Here is a 22,833-nt window from a genome sequence, read left to right on the forward strand (position 1 = left end):
AAAATATATATCTGCTAAATGAGAACATACTTAACGGTAAATCATAAGCGTTCCTGTGATGTTTCATGTAATTTTCAAATCAAGTTACGTGATGATGTGGGTGTACTTATAAGTTGTTACACTTACATGCGTTTTAACTTGGGAGAAGATAATGAAAAACGCTCTTTTAGGTGGTCTTGCTGCTGTTGGCCTCCTTGCTGCACTTCCTGCAACAGCTTCTGCAGAAGAACTCAACATGGTCTGCGGTGCTGAGCAGGACTGGTGTGAACTGATGGCTCGCGGTTTTGAGGAAGAAACCGGCAATGAAGTTCTGATGGTTCGTAAGAGCACCGGCGAAACGCTCGCTCAGGTGCGTGCAGAAGCAAGCAACCCTAAAATCGACGTTTGGTGGGGCGGCACCGGCGATCCACACCTGATCGCAGCGTTTGAAGGCCTGACACAGGATCCAGGCGTTGACACCAGCGAGCTGCTTGGCTGGGCATCCAACATGCACAAGATCTCCAACGGTGGCACCGTGGGCATCTACGCAGGCGCTCTGGGCATCGCTTACAACTCTGAAGTTCTGGAAGAGCGCGGCCTGCCAGCACCTGCTTGTTGGAAAGATCTGACCAACCCAGCTTATGCGGGTGAAATTCAGGTAGCGAACCCGAACAGCTCTGGCACCGCTTACACTGAACTGGCAACATTCGTTCAGCTGTTTGGCGAGGACGAAGCTTATCGTCTGTTGACTGAAATCGGCAAGAACGTGAACCAGTATACCAAGTCCGGTTCTGCACCAAGTAAAGCTGCGGCTCGCGGCGAAACCACCATCTCCATCGGCTTCATGCACGACATGGTGAAACTGGCAGGTTCCGGCTTCCCGCTGAAGATCGTGGCACCTTGTGAAGGCACTGGTTACGAAGTGGGTGCTGTGAGTGTGATCAAAGGTGCAAAGCACCCTGAGCTGGCAAAACAGTTCGTTGAATACGCGCTGCGTCCAGACGTTCAGTCCCGCTCTGTTGAAGTGAAATCTTTCCAGGTTCCTTCCAACTCTAAAGCATCTGTTGCTCCTGAGTCCCCAGATCTGGCAAGCATCAAGCTGATCGACTACGACTTTGCAACATACGGTGAGCGTTCTACTCGTGAACGTCTTTTGAAGCGCTGGAACGAAGAAGTTAAAAACGCTTCTCACTAAGTAAATCAAGCGCTGAAGGGCGGATCCGTCCGCCCTTCCCTTACATGCATTGCTTCGTATTCGCGCTTGCGCCAATACAAAACTCTCGGATCAACATCATGCGAAAGACAGTTGCGCTCTGGCTCGCCGCCGGAATAGTGGGATTTTGCATATTTCCCTGGTACTCAGTAGATAGCGGCTTTTGGTCTTTTAGCTGGTTGTTCAGCGAATTCCTCAGCGAAGACGCCGCACCTGCCCTCTTCCAAGCTCTGCTTTATGGCCGTTGGTGGTTTGTTCCATTGGCACTGGCATTCGTGGGCATTGCCCTGTCGTTTGCCGTGCTGAAAGATGAACGCACCCGTGCAAAAGCCCTTGTTATTCTGTCCATTACAGGCATCGTTCTGTTGTTTGCGCAGGGCTTTGCAATTGGCAGAACCGGCCCTGAACTGTTCAATGAGGCGCTTAACTTCGGTTCAGCTGCGTCTGGACAGATTGGCTTTGGTGCCGGTGCCATGCTCACCGCTGGCGCTCTGCTCTTCATCCTCACCACCAGTATTTCAGGTCTCGGTCAGGGCCGCGGTGATGCGTTCATCGTCGGTAGTATCGGCCTGATCATTGCGCTGGTCGTGACTTTCGTCTTCTATCCGGTCTCCCAAATCCTGATCCGCGCTTTTGAAGCATCAGATGGCAGTTTTGATATTACGGCCTTCTTTACCCGCTTCTTCTCCAGCGATATTTGGAGCCTTGCCTGCCTCGCTGGCGGCAAGACCTGCGGACCAGCTTGGAACTCCGTTTTCCTCGCAGTGCTCACCGGTGCTGGTACAACCCTTCTCGGTCTCGCCTTTGCGTTGATCGCGACCAAAACTGCGTTTCCTGCGAAAAAGCTGCTGCGCGTTCTCACCATCATTCCAATCATCACTCCTCCCTTTGTGATTGGTCTTGCGCTGATCCTTATGTTCGGCCGTGCTGGTGTTGTGACAGATGTGCTGCATGAGATGTTCGACATCTCCAAGAGCCGGTGGCTCTACGGCTTCTCCGGCATTTATCTCGCGCAGCTGCTTTCCTTTACGCCGATCGCGTTCCTTGTTCTGATTGGCGTGGTTGAGGGCGTCAGCCCGTCTATGGAAGAAGCCTCTCAGACGCTGAACGCAACCCAGTGGCAAACTTTTAAGAACGTTACATGGCCTTTAATGCGCCCGGGTCTGGCAAATGCCTTCCTGCTGGGCTTCATTGAAAGTATCGCCGACTTCGGCAACCCGTTGGTTCTGGGCGGCAACTACAACGTCCTGTCTACCGAGATCTACTTCGCGATTGTGGGTGCTGTGGCTGATCCATCCCGTGCAGCTGTCCTCGCTGTCGTGCTGCTCATGCTCACTCTGTCTGCCTTCATCGCGCAGCGTCTCTGGCTCGGCAAGAAGTCCTACGCAACTGTCACCGGTAAGGCCGACTCTGGTCAGCATTCTCCGCTGAACCCGGCTCTGAAATGGGCGTGTTACGGCTTCGCGCTTCCTTGGGCAGCGTTCACTGCAGTTGTCTACTCCATGATTGTGTTTGGTAGCTTCGTGAAGCTTTGGGGTTACGACAACACCTTTACGCTGGATCACTACATCCGTGCGTTCTCCGTCAGCTTCAACAACGGCATTCGCTGGACAGGTGTGGCTTGGGACAGCTACTTCACCACGCTGACCATCTCCACCATCGCAGCTCCTTTGACTGCTGTGGTTGGTCTGCTCACCGCGTATCTGCTGGTGCGCCAGAAGTTTGCAGGCAAGAACATGTTCGAATTCAGCACAATGCTCAGCTTTGCTATTCCGGGCACTGTGATTGGTGTGGCTTACATCATGGCCTTCAACACACCACCAATCGAGCTGACCGGCACCAGCATCATCCTGATCATCGTATTCGTGTTCCGCAACATGCCAGTGGGTGTCCGTGGTGGTATCGCGGCTATGTCTCAGCTTGATAAGAGCCTCGATGAAGCGTCCATCACCCTTGGAGCAAACAGCTTTACTACTGTTCGCAAGGTGATCCTGCCTCTGATGGGACCAGCGATCCTCGCAGCATTGGCTTACAGCTTTGTTCGCGCCATCACATCTGTGAGTGCGGTGATCTTCCTGGTGAGCGCACGCCACAATATGGCAACCTCGTTCATCGTGGGCCGTGTTGAGCATGGTGAGTATGGCATCGCTATTGCGTACTCCTCCGTGCTGATCATCACCATGCTCGTGGCAATCTTGCTGCTGCAACTCGTCATTGGTCAGCGCAAGCTGCGTCGTCAGAACCGTCTGCAAACTTCAAACAAGAACAAAGAGCTGGCTTCAGCTTAATCCTAGAGTTTCTGGAGTAAATCATGTCTATTATGCAAAAAGCAGGCTCTGTACAGTTCCGGGATGTTGTCAAAAAATACGGTTCTGTCACCGCACTGAAGCCTCTCAATCTGGATATTCAGCAGGGTGAGCTTGTCACTCTGCTGGGACCAAGTGGTTGCGGTAAAACCACCACCCTGCGTCTTATCGCAGGTCTGGAAGCCGCCACTGAAGGCACCATCTACATCGGCGGCAAGGATGTCACTCACCTGACAGCGACATACCGCAATGTCTCCATGGTGTTCCAGTCCTACGCCTTGTTCCCGCACATGAGCGTTGTCGACAACGTGTCTTATGGTCTGCGCGTCAACAAGGTGCCCGCTAAGGAAGCCAAAGCCAAAGCGGAAGAAGGTTTGGCAATGGTTGGTCTGGCTGGTTACGGCGAGCGCCTTCCATCTGAGCTTTCGGGTGGTCAGCAGCAGCGTGTGGCAGTTGCCCGCGCTGTGGTTCTGGAGCCAGAAGTTCTGCTGTTGGATGAGCCACTCTCTAACCTTGATGCGAAGCTGCGTCGTCACGTGCGTGAAGAGATCCGCGAGATCCAGCAGAAGCTTGGTCTGACCGCTGTCTATGTGACGCACGATCAGGAAGAAGCAATGGCGGTTTCTGACCGTATCATCGTGATGAACAAAGCAGAGATTGCGCAATCCGGCACCCCACGTGAGCTCTACAACCAGCCAAACTCAGCGTTTATCGCTGACTTTATTGGTGACGCAAACGTGGTGGACTGTGAGATTGCAGGTTTCGGCAAAGGCACCGTTTCGCTGAATGTTGGTGGGGCAACTGTTGTTCTGCCTTACTCCGGTCCGGCATGTCAGCAGGGAAAGCTGGCGATCCGTCCGGAAGGAATCTCCGTATCTCAGAATGCGACCAATGGTATTGCTGCTGGCGTCTCCTATGCAGCTTATCTCGGCAACCAGATCCAGTACTCCCTCAACACTGGTATGGGCAAGCTGTTCGCCATTGATCACAACCTGAGCGCAACTGTGGTTCCAACAGGCACAGAAGCCTTCATCCACCTGAAAGAAGAGGGGCTGGCCTTTTTGCCAGAAGCATAAGGGCTAGGACGGCCACCTCCATCCGAACCCTCTCTTCTCTAGCAGAAGCCCGGAGATCCCCCTCTCCGGGCTTCTTTACGTCTGGATCATGAGAATATGCGGGGTGCATGAGGTGCGGATGCCCGCATAAGCTGTACTTACCTGCGATTGCTCGTTAGGTTTATGTGGCCCTGCAGTTTTGGGAGGTGGCGATGGCGAAGAACATAGTGGTGTTTTCAGACGGGACCGGTCAGGAGGGTGGCGATGGTCCGGACACGAACGTCTATAAGCTCTTCAAAATCTGCGAAAACAGAACCAAGCGACAGGTGTTGTTTTACGATCGTGGTCTGGGGACCAAAGCCCATCGCTCTCGCCTTACGCGGTTTTTGGGCAATGCCACGGGATTTGGCATCAGCAAGAACCTGAAGGAATGCTACCAGTTCATTTTCGAGAACTATCAGGCGAAGGATAAGATTTTTCTGTTTGGCTTTAGCCGTGGCGCCACCACCGTGCGCAGCCTTGCAGGTTTTATTGAGATGTTTGGCATCCTACCGAAATCCCGCCCCGAGCTGATCGACCAAGCCTACAAAATCTATCAGATCAGTGATGGCCATTTGAGGAAGGCCAAGGCGCAGGAGTTTCGTGAAAAGCACCACAACATGTGGGCGGAGATTGAGTTTATCGGCGTGTGGGACACCGTTGCGGCGCTCGGCCTGCCATGGAAGCCACTTTCAGCTGCCATCAACAAACTCCCCGGCTTCAAGCATGAGTTCCACGACCTGACTTTGCCCGCCGCGGTGAAGAATGCCTACCACGCGCTCTCCATTGATGACGAGCGTGAGGTGTTCCATCCCGTTTTGTGGAATGAAAGTACAGCTCCCAACCAGATTATGCAGCAGACGTGGTTTGCAGGTGTGCATACGGATGTTGGGGGTGGTTATGAGGATTCCCGTCTCTCTGACATCACCTTCAACTGGATGCTGGGGCATGCAGAGCGCAATGGATTGCGTATTCACGAAGGCAGTCGTAAAGCGGTGATTGCTAGGATGAACCCGGATGAAACCGGCACCATCCATAACCCGCGTGAGGGTATTTTTGAGTACATCTACAAAGTGAAGCAGCGTGTGTGGCCGAGGTTGGACCTGAACGCCAGAGAGCGTGGGCAGCCGCATGTCCATCCAAGTGTGTTCAAGCGAGCGGATAATCCTGAGATGAACTACAAGCCGTGGATGATGGAGATGAACCCGATCGAAGAGCCTCTGATCAAACGCACGGCTCAAGCGCGAGAAACAGAGGCGACTTAGTCATGAAAAGCCGGAGCAGATGTTTCCGCTCCGGCCTGAAAATTTGCGTTGATCACTTGGCTTTCCGATGACCTGTAATCATTGGTATGACGAGGTCTTCCCTCTTCCAGAAACGGTAGAAGAAGATAGCTGCCACATGCAGGATCACCAGAATAAGCGTCGCGCGAGCCAGAATGCCATGCGACGCCAATGCGGTGCGGGCGCTGTCGATGCCCACCCATGAAGCGAATGGCCCTACATTGATGTAGTCTTCCGGATCCACGAACAATCCAAGCGCCGCCTGTGCTCCGATGACGCCCAGCAATAGGAAAACGAACAGGCCGCCAAGCGGGTTGTGTCCCTTCCAGTTGCTTGCCTGCCGTTTTGGCAGTTTGGCGATGTAACAGAACAGTGCTTTGGGGCTATAAATGAAGCTTGAGAAACGGGCTGTCTCTGACCCGATGAAACCCCAAATCAGACGGAACGCAATGAGCGCGAGCACTGCATAGCCAAACCAGAAGTGCAGCGTCATCACGTCAGGCCCGAACTTGCCCAAACCCCACGCGGCAGCCACACAGCCTGCAAAGAGCCAGTGGAACAGGCGCAGCGGCAGATCCCAGATACGGGTGCCTTTTTTCTCCTGCGTTTCCAAAGGATGATCAGTGCTCGCAGTCGTCATTTCTTAAAAGTCCTTTGCGCGGAATTCTTTGTGGCAACCTTTGCAAGTGCCGCCCAGTTGGCCGAGTGCTTTGCCCAGTGCAGGACGGCCTTCGCCAGCGACTTCGTTGAGTGCAACAAGTGCCTGATAGAAGTCTTTTCCTTTGGCCTGATAGCCAGCCATGTCTTCCCAGATCACTGGACGAGCACGGGTTTTGCCTGGCAGGTCAGCGTTTGAGGTGCCTGGCATGTAAAGGCCTGCTGCGTTGTAGCTTGCAACTGTCATCATGTTGCCTGCAGCTGCTTTTGCTTTCTCGGCGCTGTATTCAACTTCGCCTTTGGCCATCGCTGCCAGTGCGCCCATGTCGTGTCCAAGCAGAGTAAAGTAAGCGCGGCGTGCGTCGACCACATCTTCCTTGTTGGCATCGGCTGCATAAGCCGTTGTTGCAGTCATGGCGACCAGTGCGGTGATCAATAGTTTACGCATGGATTTCTCCGTGTTTGGTGATTGGAAAGTAATTGATGAGGTTTGGTTGGTTTTGTTTGTCTTATTGGAAATATAGATTTCTCATCTGATTGAAGATCAGATCGGATCTCTTATGTATTCCTGCTGTATCTATGTATATGCCCGTATAAGCTGCGTTTGTGCTTGTCTTTGCTGAGAATAGATGAGCAAAACAACGCTTCAATGGGAATGTTGTAATAGTTTGTCGCAAGGTGTAACGGACACCTGCATGTCTTGGTTAGTGAGATCATGCGGGCACAGCCTCCTCAACCAGATGCCCTTCATCCATGGTGAGAATACGGTCCGCCAGCTGCAGGATACGGTTGTCATGGGTGACCATTACGGTGGTAATGCCACGCTTATCGCCCAGCTCCTTCAGCAACTCGACGACTGTCAGGCCTGTGTCTTTGTCCAGCGCTGCTGTGGGTTCATCTGCGAACACGATATCCGGTGAGGAAACCAGTGCACGCGCAATAGCAACGCGTTGTTTTTGGCCGCCGGAAAGGTGAGCTGGCAGATAGTCGAGCCGGTCTTCCAATCCCAGCAAACTCAGCATGTGCCGGGCTGCTTTTTCCTGCTGCGCTGCATCCACGGTTGCCTTCACTCCGCTCTGGTGCACCTGAAGGCCCATCAGCACGTTTTGTGTTGCTGTCAGGCTTTCATGTAGATTGTGGGCCTGAAAGATAAACCCAAGGCGGCGGCGCAGCATGATCTTCATGGTCTCATCCGCGCCATGCAGCTCATGACCGAGTAAGGAAAGCTGACCCTTTTGTACGTCACGCAGGCAGCCCATCAGAGTGAGCAGTGTGGTCTTGCCAGAACCTGATGGCCCCATCAGCACAGTCAGGCTGCCTTTTTCGATTTCAAAGTTGACGTCAAAGATCGCCTGTTTACGCGCTTCCCCTTCACCAAACCAATGGCTGAGGCCAGAAACGCTGATCGGGGCGTGTGGTGTGTATGTCATGCAGCCCCCTAGAACAGATCTGCGGGATCAGCATGTGCCAATCGGCGTGTTGCGATGGTTCCGGAAAGGGCGCAGGCCGCGAGTGTGCCAACAAACACGATCAGCGCACGAGCCAGTGTTAATCCCACGGGTAGCCCGGACTTAAGGGCCAGCATTTTGTAAATGCCCGTTGCTGCCAGTGCGCCGGGGAAGAACCCAAGCACGGCAAGGATCATGGCTTCTTCAAAGATGATGCCGAGGAAGAAACCCTGGCTGAAACCCATAGCTTTGAAGGTGGCGTATTCTTTCAGATGATCTGCCACATCGGTGCTCAGAACCTGATAAACAATGACGATCCCTACAAGCACGCCAATGATGGTGCCAAATCCAAAGATGATGCCAACGGGCTTTTCTGAGGTCTGGTAGGCTTGCTCATCTGCCGCCGCCTTGGCAAAGCTTCTGATTTTCAGCGTATCTGTCGGCAGTACCTGCTTCAGCAGCTCCACTGCCCGCTCAACGGAAGCGCCGGATTGCACTTTCAGCAGGATATGGTCCGGTGCGCCAGAACTGCGTGAAGGGGACAGGCGCAGGACGCTTTGGTCGGACATAACCAGATTGCCGTCGGCACTAAAACCAGCACCAATCTGCAAGGTGCCGATCAATTTGATCTGGCGGTTGTTCATTTCAAAGATTGCGGGTGTTTCCGGTGAGAGCGAGTTGAAGAACTCCTCCGTCCCGCCTCGTGTCTTACGGTCAACCAGCGCCGTATCCGGTAAAGCTAACTGTAGGAACTGAGGACGAAGCACAGGCGCCATAAAGTCGATGGCTTCAATAGGAAGACCCACCAGCTGCAAACCCGCAATCTGATCTTCCTGCACACGCCAGTCGACTTTGGTGATGTAAACTGGTGCAGCTGAAGCCACCTCCGGCACCGTCAGTGCTTGCAGCATATGCACTCGTGCAACGTTACCGCCTTCAGTCAGAGATTTGGCATCGGAAGCAGAGATGAGAATATCCGCCTCAAACAGCTCGTAGGGCTGTAGTGTAGAGCCAGTCAGCGCGCCCATCATGCCGAGCTGCACGAACACCAGCACGTTGGCGAAGGCAACACCCGCCAGAGCCGCAGCGAAGCGCCCTTTATTGTGTGTCAGCTGCAACCAGCCTATGGGCAAACGGCCCAGCAGCCATGTGAGAAAGCGGGTCACTTGGTGTCCCTCTCAGATGCAGACTGAAAGTAGCCAAGGATTTCCAGATTGGTCAGGTTTGCTGCTAATTCAGAGGATGTCTCATCCAGTGTAACGACCACAGTCACTACACGTGCATCGGTGTTTGCAGCTGGATCTACGCTGATGATGTTCTGGCGTCCGACAATCAGACCGATCTCGGTCAATGACCCACGCAGTTCCTGCGCCAGAGCTTCGGCCCGCAACACCACGGCATCACCTATGTTCAGGCGTCCGATCTGGTTCTGGTAGATTTCCATCTCAGCGGTCATCTCACGAGTGTTGCCGAACTCGATCAGGCCTGCAGAAGATGGTCGCTCGCCGGGTTGCACTAGGAGGTCAAGAACTGTGCCATCAAAGGGGGCACGAACGATGGATTTTTCCAGATTAACCTCAGCTGTACGCAGAGCGATCTGAGCGGATTGAAGCTTGCGCTTGGCGAGCTCCACATCTGCCTGAGAGATATCCGCCGTACTGCTGTATCGCTTGAGCGTTGCTTCTTTGCGGGCCACATCCAGCAGTGCACTTTCTGCCTCCGCCTTTGCGCGATCCAGTTGAGCCTCCGTTACAACCTTGCGGGCAAACAGGGACTTCGTGCGTTCCAGTTCGGCGCGTGCCAGATCCGCATTGGTTTTGGCACGGTTCAGATCTGCTTCGTTCTCAACCTGACTGGCTTTGATGGAAAGCTGAACTTGGCTGAGTGAGGCTTCAGAAACTGCAACCTCAGCTTTTGCTGCTTCAACGCTTGCCTCCAGAGAGGGGCGGTTGTCGAGGGATGCCAGGATGGTGCCCTTCTCAACCCAATCCCCGACTGAAACGGGAAGGTCTGCTATGCGGGCATCTCCCGCACCGAATGGCAGAGCGATTGTTGACACGCCGTCCCGGGGGATCAATTTGCCAAGCGCGACGACAGCACCAGCTTCCAGCGCTTTGATGTCTTCGGGTGTAACGGTTGTATTGATGGGAACAGCGATTTTCTGATCACTTCCCCCTCCCGGTTCAAGGCCTGTCATTTCATAGAACAGGCGTAGGCCAGCGGGTTGGAAGTACATGCCCATGACGCCACCAGTGAACATGATGGCGATGAAAACAGGGATGAGCAGAATGATCCGCTTAAACGGTAAGCCTTTGCGTGACTTACCAGAAATAGAAGAAATGCCAGTATCTTCCAAAGGCAAATCTTTGTTTGGCGCATTGTGATGGGTCACAGGACCACCTCTGCTGTGACTTGTTAGTTATTACTTTCTAATATTCTAATATGAAGTTCACGCAACCCAAAAAATGTACAGATTTGTAACACAGGTGGATTTTGGGTTTTGGGTGCGGAAGGGGATGTCTGAAAAGTGCCCGAGCTGTCTCAGTGGACAGCCCGGTTGATCTCAAGCTTCTTAAGCTGAAGCTGTCTGAAGCGTGGTTTCTTCTTCTGCGATGCGGACGAGGAAGCTGTCGACTTCCGCTGAAAGGTCGTTGGTGACCTGCTCCAGCAGAGCGGAAGACTGGTTGGCAGCGCCTGCCTCACTGGTGGTCTCGTTGATGGCACCGCTCACGGAAACAACATTGCTGGCTGCTTTGGCGGTTCCATCAGACGCTGCCTGAACAGCTTCTGCGATTTCTGCTGTCGCCATCTGCTGTTGTTCAACTGCATCGGAAATGGATGAAGTCAGCTCGCTGATCTCCTTCACAGCTGCGGTAATGGAACCAATGGCCTCTACCGTGCTCCGGGTTGAACTCTGGATGCCGTTGATCTGTGCCGAGATTTCCTCAGTTGCATGGGCAGTCTGGCTTGCCAGTGTCTTCACCTCGGTCGCCACCACAGCAAAGCCCTTGCCTGCATCACCTGCGCGTGCCGCTTCAATAGTCGCGTTCAGAGCCAGCAGGTTGGTCTGCTCGGCGATGTCACGGATCAGGTTGAGTACAGTGCCGATCTGTTCAGCAGACTTGGCCAGTGCGATGACCTCATTGTCCGTGTTCTGTGCGATCTGAGAAGTCGATGCCACCAGTGTGTTGGCGCGTGTGGACTGGTTTGAGATTTTTTGGATAGAAACAGCCAGTTCTTCCGCTGCTGCAGCCACTGTCTCCACGTTTTGTGAGGCGCTCGCGGAGGCTTCGCCAGCACTGTTTGCCTGCTGGGTTGCCTGATTGGCCACGTCAAACAAACGTTCAGAAGAGCTGCGCATTTCCATAGACTGGTTGGAAAGCATGGAAACGTTTCGCTCCAGAACCACACGGAACTGCTCGACGACCTCTTCCTTCTTCTGTTGGCGGGTCAACTCGCGGGAGCGTTCTGTTTTTGCTTGTTCTTCCAGATCGCGGCGGGCGATGGCGTTTTCGCGGAACACAATCACCGCATCCTGCATCTTGCCGATCTCATCTTTACGGGCAGCCAGATTGAGGTCTACATCCACGGCACCGGAAGCAAGCTCACCCATCTTAGAGGTCAGTGTTACGATCGGCTTGCTGAGACCATTCGCAAGCCACAGAGCAAAGCCAAGACCGGCAAGGCCAACAACCAACGCGAAGCTGAGGGAGATGATGTTCACCCGGCGTGCATCCGCATTGGCCTGCGCCAGAGCGGATTGACTGGCAGAGACGGTGGAAGACACAATCGCATTGATAGAGCCGCGCAGAGCCTGATTGTGGCGCTCAATCTTCTCTTTGGTTGGGATCATGCGGGATGGTGTAATGCCGAGCAGGATTGCAGCGTCCTTGCTCCAGTTTTTAAAGGCAGTTTGCGCGGAGGTAACGGCCTGGCGCATCTCATCATTGAGCGCCACATCAAGCGTCTGCTCAATATCCATACCCAAAGACGCGTTGATGTCGTTGAACTCGCGGCGGAACTCTTCTGGCTCAATGAAGGTCGTCATAGCCAGTGCTGTATCAACAACCTCCTTAGCGTGCTCAAAGTCATTCACGATGGTGAAGGAAAGCCGCTGTGCTTCTAGTGCCTTCAGTGTGACGCGGCCAAGGTTTTCGCGGCCTTCTGCGGCCTGCCAGACGAGGAAAGCCATCAGGGCCATTGCAACGATGATGAGGCTGAGGATCGGAATAAAGATTTTGTAGCGAATGGTCATGGATTCCGGCCCTTAGTTCGGCAGCGTTGGCATTGGCGTTTCGGTGCGCTCAGCGGTCAGCGAAACGAGGAAGTTCTTGAGGTCTTCCACTTCCTGCTCAGACAGGTCCAGCGGACGCACATGCTCGGATCGGGAAGGGCGCTCGATGCCGCCAGCGTTGTAGTGGGCGATCATGGTTTCCAGATCAGGAATGCTGCCATTATGGGTAAACGGGGCGCGGTAGGTCAGATTGCGCAGGCCCGGAGTTTTGAAGGCAAACTGGGCTTTCGGATTGTCTTCCTCATAAAGCCCGCGACCAATGTCTTCTGTCGGTGTGCCGATGTCGTGGAACTTGTTGTCGGTGAAGTTCCAACCGGAGTGGCACGGCGCGCAATTGGCTTTGTCGTTGAACAACTCAAACCCACGTTTGGCAGAGGCCGAGATTGCCCCTTCTTCGCCTTCGACCCAGCGATCAAACGGCGCCCAACCGGAAACCACGGTGCGTTCATATGTTGCGATGGCTGTGAGCACGGTGTCACGCGTGATCCCTTCATTCGGGAACACAGAGCGGAACCATTTGTTGTAGCCCGGAATTTCATCCAGGACCTCAACGATGGTCTCGAACTTGCCGTCCATCTCTTCCGGATTGGTGATTGGGCCGGCGGCCTGCTCTTCCAGCGTTTCAGCGCGGCCATCCCAGAACATCGGCGCGACCCAGGCAGCGTTCAGCACGGTGGGCGCTTGCCGTCCCAGATGCGTGTTGGCGGACCCAACAGCGGTGGGCACCGGAACCTCGTAGCCGAACGATGGGTTATGGCAGCTGACGCAGTTGATGTTTTTGTTGCCAGACAGGCGCGGATCAAAGAACAGCATTTTGCCGAGTGTCGCCATCTGTGGTGAGTAAGGCGCGCTGTCTGGAAACGGGATTTCCAGTGGTCGGCGGTACTGTTCTTTGAGTGAATTAATGTCTGCAGCACTCAGAGGAGATCCGGTGAGCCCCAACACAATGGCAGCAGACAGACTGCCTACAACTCTTCCTAGAAACGACACAATGCTCTCCCCTAAGCAAATATAAGGGAGATCCCCTAGCTGAAGAGGCGTTAATGAATGCTTTATCGATTGTTTTGATTGGGTACCCTCACCGATATGTGAAGTGAAGTTTAGCTAGCTTTCCACTGAAACTGGAAAACTCCTTGTTTCTATAGGATGTTATACGCTTATCCGGTTTTGAAGTTCACGCGATGGATTCGCTTTCCTGATTTTAATGCTGACATTGAAGTGCGTGCTGCATGCGTAAAACGACAAGATCGACAACGTGATTCAATCAGAATCTCGACTTCGCCTCGTCAGTTGAATCCAACTGAACCTGTGCCCTCAATTTTCAAAGATTGCGACCTGCCAGATGCATGGTCAGCCTAGACGTTAACTCTTTGTTTTTGGAATCGTTTGGCCTGTGCTCAGCGGTGAGCCAGCCGTCGAGCCTGTCTGAGCGATCCAAGCGTAACTGCCCGGCATACATTGCACGATTTGGCGGGTAGAGTTTTGTGCTCGGCGTATTTCGAGAAGTTTAAGTGCCTTAGTTCTGTAGTCTGAGGGTTTAAATGCGCGGCACCGTCACATCAGTAAAGTCACAGCGAGTGGTATCTTCCAGCAGGCTCTACCAGTCCCTCCTCCTCTCCACCGCGCTTATCGCCTTGCCAATTGCAACCACTGTTCCCACAAGAGCGCAATCAGTCTCCCCGCAGCCACAATGCCAGATCAGTGGGACGACGGTGACGTGTTCCGGTGATTTGTCCGTTGGGGTGGATGTTCAGGGTGGCGCGGGAGGAGCCTATACCACACTGATTATTGAAGACGTGACGAGCAATATCACGCCCTCCTTCTTTCTGCCGGGCATTCAGTTTGATTCCAATGGCAACATCACGATCAACAGTGATACCGGTGATTTTTTCATCGCAACAGATGGCCGAAATGCAATTGAGATAGACCCAGATGGCGGGAACGTTTCCCTCACACACACCGGTGATATTCAGACAATAAGTCAGTATGCCTCTGGTGTTGAGGTGAGGGATGCTGATGCAGTGACGATTACCCAGAGCGGCGATATTACAACGGACGGCTATTACAGCCGGGGCATTGAAGTTGTTTTGTCTCAAGAGATTACGATCACCCATACCGGTGATATCACCACTACTGGCAACATGTATGCTCAAGGGATTTACGCCACCACGCAAGGTGGCAGTACTGGTGCCATAACCATCTCTCAGACCGGCAATGTCGATACATTGGATACATCAAGTACAGCCTTGTTTGCACGTTCTGATGGGACAGGAGATGTTAGCATCACGCATGTTGGAACGCTGACCACCGCCGGTAACGACTCGCGCGGTATTTTTGCACGTGCTCGCGGCATTGGGGCCGTCACGATTGACCAGAGCGGCACAATTACAACAAGCGGCAACTCAGCACACGGCATTATGGTGTATTCAGAAAGCACCGCCACTGTAACCCACAGCGGAACGATCAATGCTAATGGAGCGAGCTCGGATGGGATGCTTATTTCAGATGGCCTTGCACCTGCAAGTACCTTTCAGGTCAACCTGACCAACAGCACCATCAATGCGCAGTCGTTTGGTATCAACATTCAGACAGTTGGCGATACCACCTTCACGCTTACCGGCACCAACGCCATCTCGGGCGTTGTAGACGACATTAAAGGTGGTGCCGGGGATGATACGATCAATAACTCCGGCACGTTGACCTCCACCAATGGCATCGATCTTGATGCCGGGACCAACGCCTTTAACAACTTAAGTGGCGCGCGATTTAATTCCGGGGCTGAAGTCATTCTGGGCGCGGGCAATCTGCTGACAAATGCCGGGATTCTCTCGCCTGGCGGGGATGCCAGCATTCAGGAAACGGATATTACCGGTGATTTTCAAAATGAGGCCTCGTCGACCTACATGGTCACCTTCAATGCGGATATGACGGCGAGTGACACACTGGATATCTCCGGCACAGCCACATTGAATGGTGGTGTAGTGCAAACCAGTGGGGCAACATTTGCGCCGGTTGGTGCGTTCACCATTGTGGATGCAGCAGGAGGTGTAACGGGAACGTTTGATAGTGTGGTCGATACCTTGTTTATCGACTGGGAGCTGAACTATGGAGCGACGGCCGTCACGCTGACGGCAACAGCGCTGGCCAACAACTTCTGCGGTTTGGCAGGCAATGAAAACCAGCGCTCCGTCGCCTGTGTTGGGTTGGACAGTCTGCCGCTTTCAGACCCCTTGCCGCAGGCCGTGCTGGGGCTTTCCAATGGAGCAGAGGCGCAAGCGGCCTATGATGATCTTTCCGGCGAGATCTACGCTTCCATTCAAGGGGCGCTCGTTGAAAACAATTACCGCCGCATGGCGTTGATCAACAACCGTATACGGAATGCCGATGCTTCTCTTGGTGCGATCTCAGCGTCTCTCGCGCCTGAACAGGATCCGCTTGACCCTGAAAAAGAGCGTCGCAACGGTCTGTGGGGCATTGGCTATGGGGCGTGGTCCAACACCTTCAGCACAAGCGATACAGCTTCACTGGACAACAGTCTGGGCGGCTTGCTCTTCGGGTATGATAGGGAGTTTGATGATAACTTCCTGGCAGGTGTTCTGGGCGGATACGGACGCACCAATGTGAAGCAGGATGCGCGCTCGTCCAGCGGATCAGCGACCACATGGTCCATAGGGATTTATGGTGAGACTGATGTGAAGGACGTGGGCTTTGTTCTGGCCGGTATCTATAACTGGCACTTCCTTGAAGGGGCAAGGACGGTTGATTTCTCTACGATCGATGAGCGGGAGCACAGCAGCTACAACGGACGCGGCTGGCAGTTCTATGCGGAGGCAAACTACGAGTTTCCATTGATTGATGCCTTTGTGTTTGAGCCATTCTTTGGTGTGTCTTACATCGACGTGCGCACAGACGGTTTTACTGAGGATGGCGGCATTGCAGCGCTCACGAAACAAGGCGGCAGTTTTGACAGCACCTTCACCAATCTGGGTGTGAGGGGTGCTTACAACGTTCTTGATTGGATCAACGTCAACGCATCTCTCAGTTGGCGACATGCCTACGGGGATGTCGATCCGTCGGCGCTGCTGGCCTTCGGTGGCAGCACGGCCTTCGGCGTGGATGGCGCTCCCATCTCACAAGATGCCTTTGAACTAGAAGCAGGGATTGATGCGCGGGCGACGGAAAACCTCTTCCTGAATGCGGAGTACAATGGCCAGTTTGGTGACAACGCGACGATCCATGTGATCGAGCTGGATTTCACCATCAGGTTCTGATGCTCAAACATGTCTAACCCCAAGATTTGCCTGAGGTTTGGGCAGCTCAAAGCCCTTATAGTTGCTTAAGCTCGCAATGCATAAGGGGATGAGATGAGCGCTGCATCAGAACAAGCAGGCCAGGCAACGGAAACGTCGGTTCGGTTGGGGCCAGGTGATATTGCCTGCTCACGTGGATTGGCAACATGGCTCAGTACCCAACAGGTATCGTTGGCGCTTTCTTCTTATCAGACCGGACAACTTTTTCTGGTGGGCGTGAAACCCAGTGGCGGCATTCACTTTCATGCGGTGGGCACAAATCGCGCCATGGGTTTGTGGGCTGAACCGCAGACATTGATCCTCGCAACCGCCAATCAAGTCATTCGCTTTGAGAACATTCTTGAAGAGAACCAGCGCATTGGTGATGCAGATAAGTACTATGTGCCCCGTGTTGCGCATACGACCGGTGATCTGGACATCCATGATATTGTGAAACTGAAGGATGACAGCATCGTCTTTGCCAACACTATGTACTCCTGCCTGTCTACCTTGCATCCGGTACATTCCTTCGCCCCTTGGTGGGCACCGGACTTCATCTCAAAACTTGCGGCGGAAGATCGGTGTCACCTCAATGGCATAGCGCTTCGTGGAGGTAGACCGGCCTATGTGACCATGGTGAGCCGCGCGGATGTGGTCAATGGTTGGCGAGATCGACGGGATCTCGGGGGCTGCATCATCGATGTGCGCAGTAATGAGGTGGTGACAGAAAACCTCTCCATGCCTCACTCCCCACGCTGGCATCAGGGCAAGTTGTGGGTGGTGAACTCAGGTACAGGCCATCTTGGCTGGGTGGATACGGCGAGCGGAGCATTTCAGGAGGTTTGCTTCCTGCCTGGGTTCGCGCGCGGGCTTTCGTTCCACAATGGACATGCCATCGTTGGGCTCTCGCTTCCGCGCGATGGATCGTTCAAAGGCCTGCCGCTGGATGATGAGTTGAAGAAACGGGATGCTGATCCGTGGTGCGGTGTGCAGATTGTTAATCTGGATACTGGCGATGTGGTCGAGTGGATCCGCTTCAGCGGGGTGGTGAAGGAAATGCTGGATGTGTGTACGCTGCCGGGTGTTCGTCTGCCATCAGCGGCCTCGCCCACATCTCCGGAAGTGAGCAACCTGCGGACCATTGCAAGCACTGCTAAACACGTGGAACCTGCTTAAGGCTCGGTGAGTGAATGTGAGCAGAGATTTCCCTGCTCACTTGTTTTGATAGATGCCTCAGACTTTCTGCAGGAAGTCGAAGTCGCAGCCCTTTGTCGCTGGCAGAACTGTGTTGTGATACAGCTGCTTGTAGCCGCGGGCTGGTTCCGGGTTTGGGGAAGTGAAGGCCGCGCGGCGACGCTCCAATTCTTCCTCAGGAACCAGCAGGTCGATGCTCTTGTTTTGAGCAGACAGGCGGATGCGGTCACCGTTCTGTACCAGAGCCAATGGTCCGCCGAGATCCGCTTCCGGCGTCACATGCAGAACGATGGTGCCGAATGCAGTGCCGCTCATGCGGGCATCGGAGATGCGGACCATATCCTTCACGCCAGCACGGGCCAGTTTTTTCGGAATTGGCAGATACCCAGCCTCCGGCATGCCCGATGGGCTGCGTGGACCTGCGTTCTGCAACACCATCACGTCATCGGCGTTGATGTCCAGATCAGGGTCATCAATTCGATTGGCGAGATCTTCCAGAGACGAGAATACAACCGCCCTGCCCTCATGCTCCAGCAGTTCAGGCGTTGCTGCGGCGCGTTTCAGGATTGCGCCTTCGGGTGCCAATGAACCTGTCAATGCAATCAGGCCGCCTTGAGGGTCAACCGGATTATCGGCGGTGCGGATCACGTTGTGATCGATCGGGTCAGCCTTTGGCGCATCCAGACGCTCACCAAGGCTTACTCCCTCAATGTTGATTGGGCTGCGATGGACCTTGTCCTTGATCGCATCCAGAACACCATCCAAACCGCCAGCACTATGGAAGTCTTCCATGTATCCCTGTCCAACTGGCTTCAGGTCCACGACAACCGGTGTTTCATCGGAAAGCTGATTCATACGGTCCAGCGAGATGTCGATGCCAAGGCGACCAGCAACAGCGGTCAGGTGGATGATCGCGTTGGTGGAACCGGATACAGCAAGCAGAACGCGAAGGGCATTCTCGACCGCTTCACGGGTCATGATTTTGTCTGGTGTCAGGGCGTTTTCTGAAAGAGCCATTTTGGCTGCGACAACGCCTGTCTCTTCAGAGTTGCGCAGCCGGTCTGCGTGGACTGCGGGAATACCTGCTGACCCCGGCAAGATCATGCCAAGGGTTTCAGCAATAACGGCCATGGAACTGGCGGTGCCCATCACGGCGCAGGTGCCCGCAGTGGTCGCCAGTCGGCCTTCGATCTGGTTGATCTCCGGCTCATCCACGGTGCCCGCGCGGTATTGCGCCCAGAAGCGGCGGCAGTCGGTGCAAGCGCCGAGGCGCTCGCCTTTGTGACGACCAGTCATCATGGGGCCAGCCACAACCATGGTGGCCGGTTTGCCAGCAGAAGCAGCACCCATCAGCAAAGCGGGAACGGTCTTGTCGCAGCCGCCCATCAGCACAACTGAATCCATTGGCTGTGCGGTGATCATCTCTTCCACGGCCATGGCCATCATGTTGCGATAGACCATGGAGGTCGGGCTCAAGAACACCTCGCCCAGAGACATGATCGGGAACGGCACCGGCAGCGCCCCGGAGGCAAGTACGCCGCGTTTGATGGCTTCCAGCATCTCGGGGAAATGTCTATGGCAGTTGTTAAAACCGCTTTCGGTGTAGCAGATGCCGACGATTGGTTTGTCGAGGCTGGCATCCGTGTAGCCCATGGACTTGGCGAAGGAACGGCGCAGGTAGCGGGCAAAGCCCTTGTCGCCATAGTTTGTCAGGCCGTTTTCCAGCCCCTGTACTTTTTTGCTCATCAGATCTCTCGGGAGATTAGCAGGTGGCGGGTGTATTTCGGGACGAGGTAATCCATGATGCCGAGTGAGCCGCCTTCACGGCCAAAGCCACTTTCCTTGTTGCCGCCAAACGGTGCTTCTGCGGTTGCAAGAAGCGTCTCGTTGATGCCGACCATGCCCGCTTCCAGCCGATCAGCGGTTTTGAGTGCCAAAGCGCTGTCATAGGAGAACACATAGGCCGCCAGACCAAAGGGCGTGTTGTTGGCGCGTTCAATTACATCTTCCACATCATCAAAGGTGGAGATCGGGGCGACCGGAGCGAATGGCTCCTCAGTCATGATCGCAGCATCGTCCGGTACATTCATCAGAACCGTCGGCTCAAGGAAGCTGCCCTCTGGCAAGTTATCTGGCTGGTTGCCACCTGTGAGCAACTCAGCACCCTTGGCGATGGCATCTTCTGTCAGGCGCAGTGCATGGTCGACGGCACGTTGGCGAATGAGCGGACCAGTCGTGACGCCCTCTTCCAAGCCATCACCCACCACGAGAGATTTGGCATAGCGGGCGAACTCTTCGGCAAACTCCTGTGCGATGGAAGAGTGCACATAGAAGCGGCTTGGCGAAATGCAAACCTGCCCGCAATTGCGGAACTTGGTGGCGGCCAGCTTCTGGGCTGCAGCAATTGTGTCAAAGTCCTTATGGATGACCACAGGGGCATGACCGCCCAGCTCCATGGTGACTTTCTTCATGCCATCTGCGCACTGGCGCATCACATCCTTGCCCACTGGTACGGAACCGGTGAGCGATACCTTGCGGATCTCTGATGCGTTGATCAATGCAGGCGCAAGCGTGCGGCTGTCACCTGTCAGGATCGCCAGAGCCCCCGGCATCAGGCCTGCATCCATCAGCGCCTGACCAATGGCAAAACATGGGCCAGCCGCTTCTGAAGCTGGACGCGCAATAACCGTACACCCAGCCGCCAGAGCTGCCGCGATTTTGCGGGCTGGCAGGAGTGCTGGGAAGTTCCAGGCGGAGAGCGCCAGAGATGGGCCAACTGGCTGGTAGTTGACTGTCAGGCGCTCATCTGCGTTGCGACCCGGAATGGTCTGGCCGTAGATACGCTTGGCCTCTTCCGCCTGCCACTCAAACTGGTCTGCCGCTGCTCCGGTTTCGCCAACAGCTTCCGCCAGTGGCTTGCCGGTTTCCGTGCTCATTACGCGGGCAATGTCTTGAGTGCGTTCGCGGATCAGGTCTGCGGCTTTGCGCAGAACCTTGGCGCGTTCCCATGCTGGAACCGCTGCCCATTTCGGGAAGGTGTTCTTTGCCAGCTTCAGCGCAGTGGCAATGTCGTCTGCGCTGGCTGCGGCAATGGTGCCGATGGTTTTGCCTGTGACCGGGCTATGCACATCGCGGGTGTCACCAGTGCTGGCAGCCACCCACTTTCCACCAATAAGAAGTTTCGCATCTGTCATGATTAAATGCTCATTTTCAAATATTTGTCCTGAACGTCATCGCACCAGTTGCCAACGTTCCAGTTGCCATAAGCGCCCATGCCGCCAATCGGGTTTTCGCCGTGATAAACCGGCACATGAACCACACTGAGGCCATTATGTGCTCTGGCTTTCTCAAGAGCTTCGCTCAGATCTTCGGCGCTGTGACCACCAGAAATAGCCAGCACACCCTCGACCGCATCGGCCATGGCGATGTAATCGACAGCCACGCCGTCATTGGTGCGGTAGTCGTTGCCGTATTGGGCGAGCTGAAGGTGGCTGATGGCGGCCATGCGGCGGTTGTCGAAGATGATAACCGTGCCATGCACACCATGCTCCACACCATCAATCAGCACCTGCGGGTTCATCATGAAGGAACCATCACCGGTGAAGGCGACAGAATATCTGCCCTCCTCCGCCACGCCGCCTGCAATGAGAGCGGAGACGGCAAAGCCCATGTAAGAGGCGCCGGTTTCTGTGATGGTTTCACCAACACGGTCATCTTCCACCACCTGAAAGCCATTGGCCTGAACATCGCCTGCGTCAAAGAACTTGATGGCATCGTGCTTCTTGCAGAAATCTGCTGCCGCTTTGATGGCCTGAGGCTGGGTCATCACCCCGCGATGCCAGACCGGGTCATCAATCGCGCCTGCGGCATAGCGGTCTGCTTTGAAGGCAGTCCACTCGCCCTTCTTGGCAGCACAGCCTTTCAACCACTCAGCTTTGTTGCTGACACCGCCTTTGGAGAGCTCTGAAAGCAGCAGTTTGACCACCTCACCAATGTCGCCGTTCAAAGCCGTGGTGTGGGCGTAGTGCTGCACATCCACTGGATCGGCGTTGATGTTGATGACGTGTTTGGCTTTGGGCCAGCCCATGCCGGAGCAGTCGCTCTGGCAAACAGCGCGGGAACCAATAGCAACCAGAAGCTCAGCCTCCTGCATGGCATAGTTACCGCTGATGGAACCTTTGGAACCCCCTACATGCATGTTCTGGGGGTGGGAATCTGGCAGGATGCCCAGTGAACCCGGAGCTTCGACGACTACTGCACCAGAAGCTTCAGCCAGCGCACGAACTTGCGAAGCAAATGGGCGAGAACCGCCACCTGCTTTGATGGCGACTTTACCGGTGGACTTCAGCAGTTCCACGGCTTCCAGCAGGTTATGATCCGCTGCTGGAATGGTTGGCTCATAAGTTGGAATAGTCGGCAGGCTGTCCAGCCGGATATCCAATTTTTGAGGCTGCGTGTTCAAAGGCAGGTTCAGGTAGAACGGCGCAGCTTTGAACGGATGATAGACGCAGCTGGCCCCCATACGCAGAGCATTGCGCAGAGCTTCTGGCGTGTGCAGCGTATAGGCTTGTGACATAGCCGAGGTGATCTGCTGGAACAGACCCTGCTGCGGCTTTGGCACCTGCTGCATGTTATAGCCTTCGCCATAGGTCGTCTCATCACCATAGATGTGATAGAGGCCTATGCCGTTGGAGGCAGCTGCCAGTGACCCAGCCATGGCCTGTAAAGCGCCGGGGCCGATGGAAGTCACCACCGCGCACACCTCGCCATAAACCCAGCGCAGCGCTGTGCCGGCGTGGGCCATTTCCACCTCATTACGGAACTGCCATGTGCGTACAAGACCAGCATCCTCATAGATGCGCAGCACCTCACCCAGCTCTGTGGAGCCGTGGCCGAAGATTGCCAGATACTTGGTGACGCCTTGCCGCATCAGGCCCAGAACCAGCGCTTCAGAGAGCGTCATGGTCACCTGCTCGGCAAAATGACCATTGGCGATGGCGGCATCCAGACCGCCCTGACTTTTCAGCCAGTTGGCTCGCTCTTGCATGCTGGTGGGAACAGATAAAGACATGTCTG

General features: G+C 54.7%; 16 protein-coding genes. 6 read left to right on the plus strand and 10 right to left on the minus strand.

Annotated features, from left to right (window positions below; genetic code table 11):
* The first annotated feature begins 151 nt into the window (after window positions 1-151).
* The 4 genes from PSE_RS09420 (at window position 152) to PSE_RS09435 (ending at window position 5,857) form a co-directional block, all read left to right on the plus strand.
* Window positions 152-1,174, plus strand: a complete 1,023-nt coding sequence (locus PSE_RS09420; RefSeq protein ID WP_014284624.1) for an ABC transporter substrate-binding protein — start codon at window positions 152-154, stop codon at window positions 1,172-1,174.
* A 98-nt stretch (window positions 1,175-1,272) separates the two neighbouring features.
* Entirely contained in the window at window positions 1,273-3,480 is a 2,208-nt protein-coding gene (locus tag PSE_RS09425; RefSeq protein WP_041768941.1) for an iron ABC transporter permease, read from the plus strand.
* Window positions 3,481-3,503: 23 nt separating this feature from the next.
* Window positions 3,504-4,574 carry an ABC transporter ATP-binding protein gene (locus PSE_RS09430; protein WP_041768228.1) on the plus strand — a complete coding sequence of 357 codons (1,071 nt, stop codon included), beginning with the start codon at window positions 3,504-3,506 and terminating at the stop codon, window positions 4,572-4,574.
* A 191-nt stretch (window positions 4,575-4,765) separates the two neighbouring features.
* Window positions 4,766-5,857, plus strand: coding sequence for a DUF2235 domain-containing protein (locus tag PSE_RS09435; RefSeq protein ID WP_041768229.1), 1,092 nt, complete (start codon window positions 4,766-4,768; stop codon window positions 5,855-5,857).
* 52 nt (window positions 5,858-5,909) lie between these two features.
* Here the strand turns inward: PSE_RS09435 and PSE_RS09440 are convergent, their stop codons facing one another.
* The 7 genes from PSE_RS09440 to PSE_RS09470 all read right to left on the minus strand — a co-directional run bounded on the left by PSE_RS09440 (window position 5,910) and on the right by PSE_RS09470 (window position 13,264).
* The gene (locus PSE_RS09440) at window positions 5,910-6,515 is read right to left on the minus strand and encodes a cytochrome b/b6 domain-containing protein (RefSeq protein ID WP_014284628.1); all 606 of its coding nucleotides are present in this window, start codon (window positions 6,513-6,515) and stop codon (window positions 5,910-5,912) included.
* A gap of 3 nt (window positions 6,516-6,518) precedes the next feature.
* Window positions 6,519-6,980, minus strand: coding sequence for a cytochrome c (locus tag PSE_RS09445; protein ID WP_008549133.1), 462 nt, complete (start codon window positions 6,978-6,980; stop codon window positions 6,519-6,521).
* A 265-nt stretch (window positions 6,981-7,245) separates the two neighbouring features.
* Complete coding sequence (locus tag PSE_RS09450) at window positions 7,246-7,962, minus strand: ATP-binding cassette domain-containing protein (protein WP_014284631.1); 717 nt, start codon at window positions 7,960-7,962, stop codon at window positions 7,246-7,248.
* An 8-nt stretch (window positions 7,963-7,970) separates the two neighbouring features.
* Window positions 7,971-9,146, minus strand: coding sequence for an FtsX-like permease family protein (locus PSE_RS09455; protein WP_014284632.1), 1,176 nt, complete (start codon window positions 9,144-9,146; stop codon window positions 7,971-7,973).
* Window positions 9,143-10,372 carry an HlyD family efflux transporter periplasmic adaptor subunit gene (locus tag PSE_RS09460; RefSeq protein WP_014284633.1) on the minus strand — a complete coding sequence of 410 codons (1,230 nt, stop codon included), beginning with the start codon at window positions 10,370-10,372 and terminating at the stop codon, window positions 9,143-9,145. The genes PSE_RS09455 and PSE_RS09460 overlap by 4 nt, the downstream gene beginning before the upstream one ends.
* A gap of 180 nt (window positions 10,373-10,552) precedes the next feature.
* On the minus strand, window positions 10,553-12,235 hold the full coding sequence (locus PSE_RS09465) for a methyl-accepting chemotaxis protein (protein WP_014284634.1): 1,683 nt from the start codon (window positions 12,233-12,235) through the stop codon (window positions 10,553-10,555).
* A 12-nt stretch (window positions 12,236-12,247) separates the two neighbouring features.
* Window positions 12,248-13,264 (minus strand): cytochrome-c peroxidase, encoded by a 1,017-nt coding sequence (locus tag PSE_RS09470; protein ID WP_371260858.1) that lies wholly within the window; start codon window positions 13,262-13,264, stop codon window positions 12,248-12,250.
* Between the two features lie 551 nt (window positions 13,265-13,815).
* Between PSE_RS09470 and PSE_RS09475 the strand changes: the two genes are divergently transcribed.
* Together PSE_RS09475 and PSE_RS09480 are read left to right on the plus strand one after the other, a co-directional pair.
* Complete coding sequence (locus tag PSE_RS09475) at window positions 13,816-16,545, plus strand: autotransporter outer membrane beta-barrel domain-containing protein (protein WP_208998130.1); 2,730 nt, start codon at window positions 13,816-13,818, stop codon at window positions 16,543-16,545.
* Between the two features lie 93 nt (window positions 16,546-16,638).
* On the plus strand, window positions 16,639-17,739 hold the full coding sequence (locus tag PSE_RS09480) for a TIGR03032 family protein (RefSeq protein WP_041768232.1): 1,101 nt from the start codon (window positions 16,639-16,641) through the stop codon (window positions 17,737-17,739).
* A 57-nt stretch (window positions 17,740-17,796) separates the two neighbouring features.
* On the opposite strand, the gene PSE_RS09485 is transcribed toward PSE_RS09480, so the two are convergent.
* From PSE_RS09485 to PSE_RS09495, 3 genes are read right to left on the minus strand one after another with little or no spacing between them, the layout of a single operon-like run.
* Window positions 17,797-19,503 (minus strand): dihydroxy-acid dehydratase, encoded by a 1,707-nt coding sequence (locus tag PSE_RS09485; RefSeq protein WP_014284638.1) that lies wholly within the window; start codon window positions 19,501-19,503, stop codon window positions 17,797-17,799.
* Window positions 19,503-20,951 carry an NAD-dependent succinate-semialdehyde dehydrogenase gene (locus tag PSE_RS09490; RefSeq protein ID WP_014284639.1) on the minus strand — a complete coding sequence of 483 codons (1,449 nt, stop codon included), beginning with the start codon at window positions 20,949-20,951 and terminating at the stop codon, window positions 19,503-19,505. Before PSE_RS09490 ends, PSE_RS09485 begins: the two co-directional genes overlap by 1 nt.
* Window positions 20,952-20,953: 2 nt before the next feature.
* Window positions 20,954-22,828, minus strand: coding sequence for a thiamine pyrophosphate-binding protein (locus PSE_RS09495; protein ID WP_014284640.1), 1,875 nt, complete (start codon window positions 22,826-22,828; stop codon window positions 20,954-20,956).
* Window positions 22,829-22,833 lie beyond the last annotated feature (5 nt).

The organism is Pseudovibrio sp. FO-BEG1 (assembly GCF_000236645.1).
Classification (GTDB): domain Bacteria; phylum Pseudomonadota; class Alphaproteobacteria; order Rhizobiales; family Stappiaceae; genus Pseudovibrio.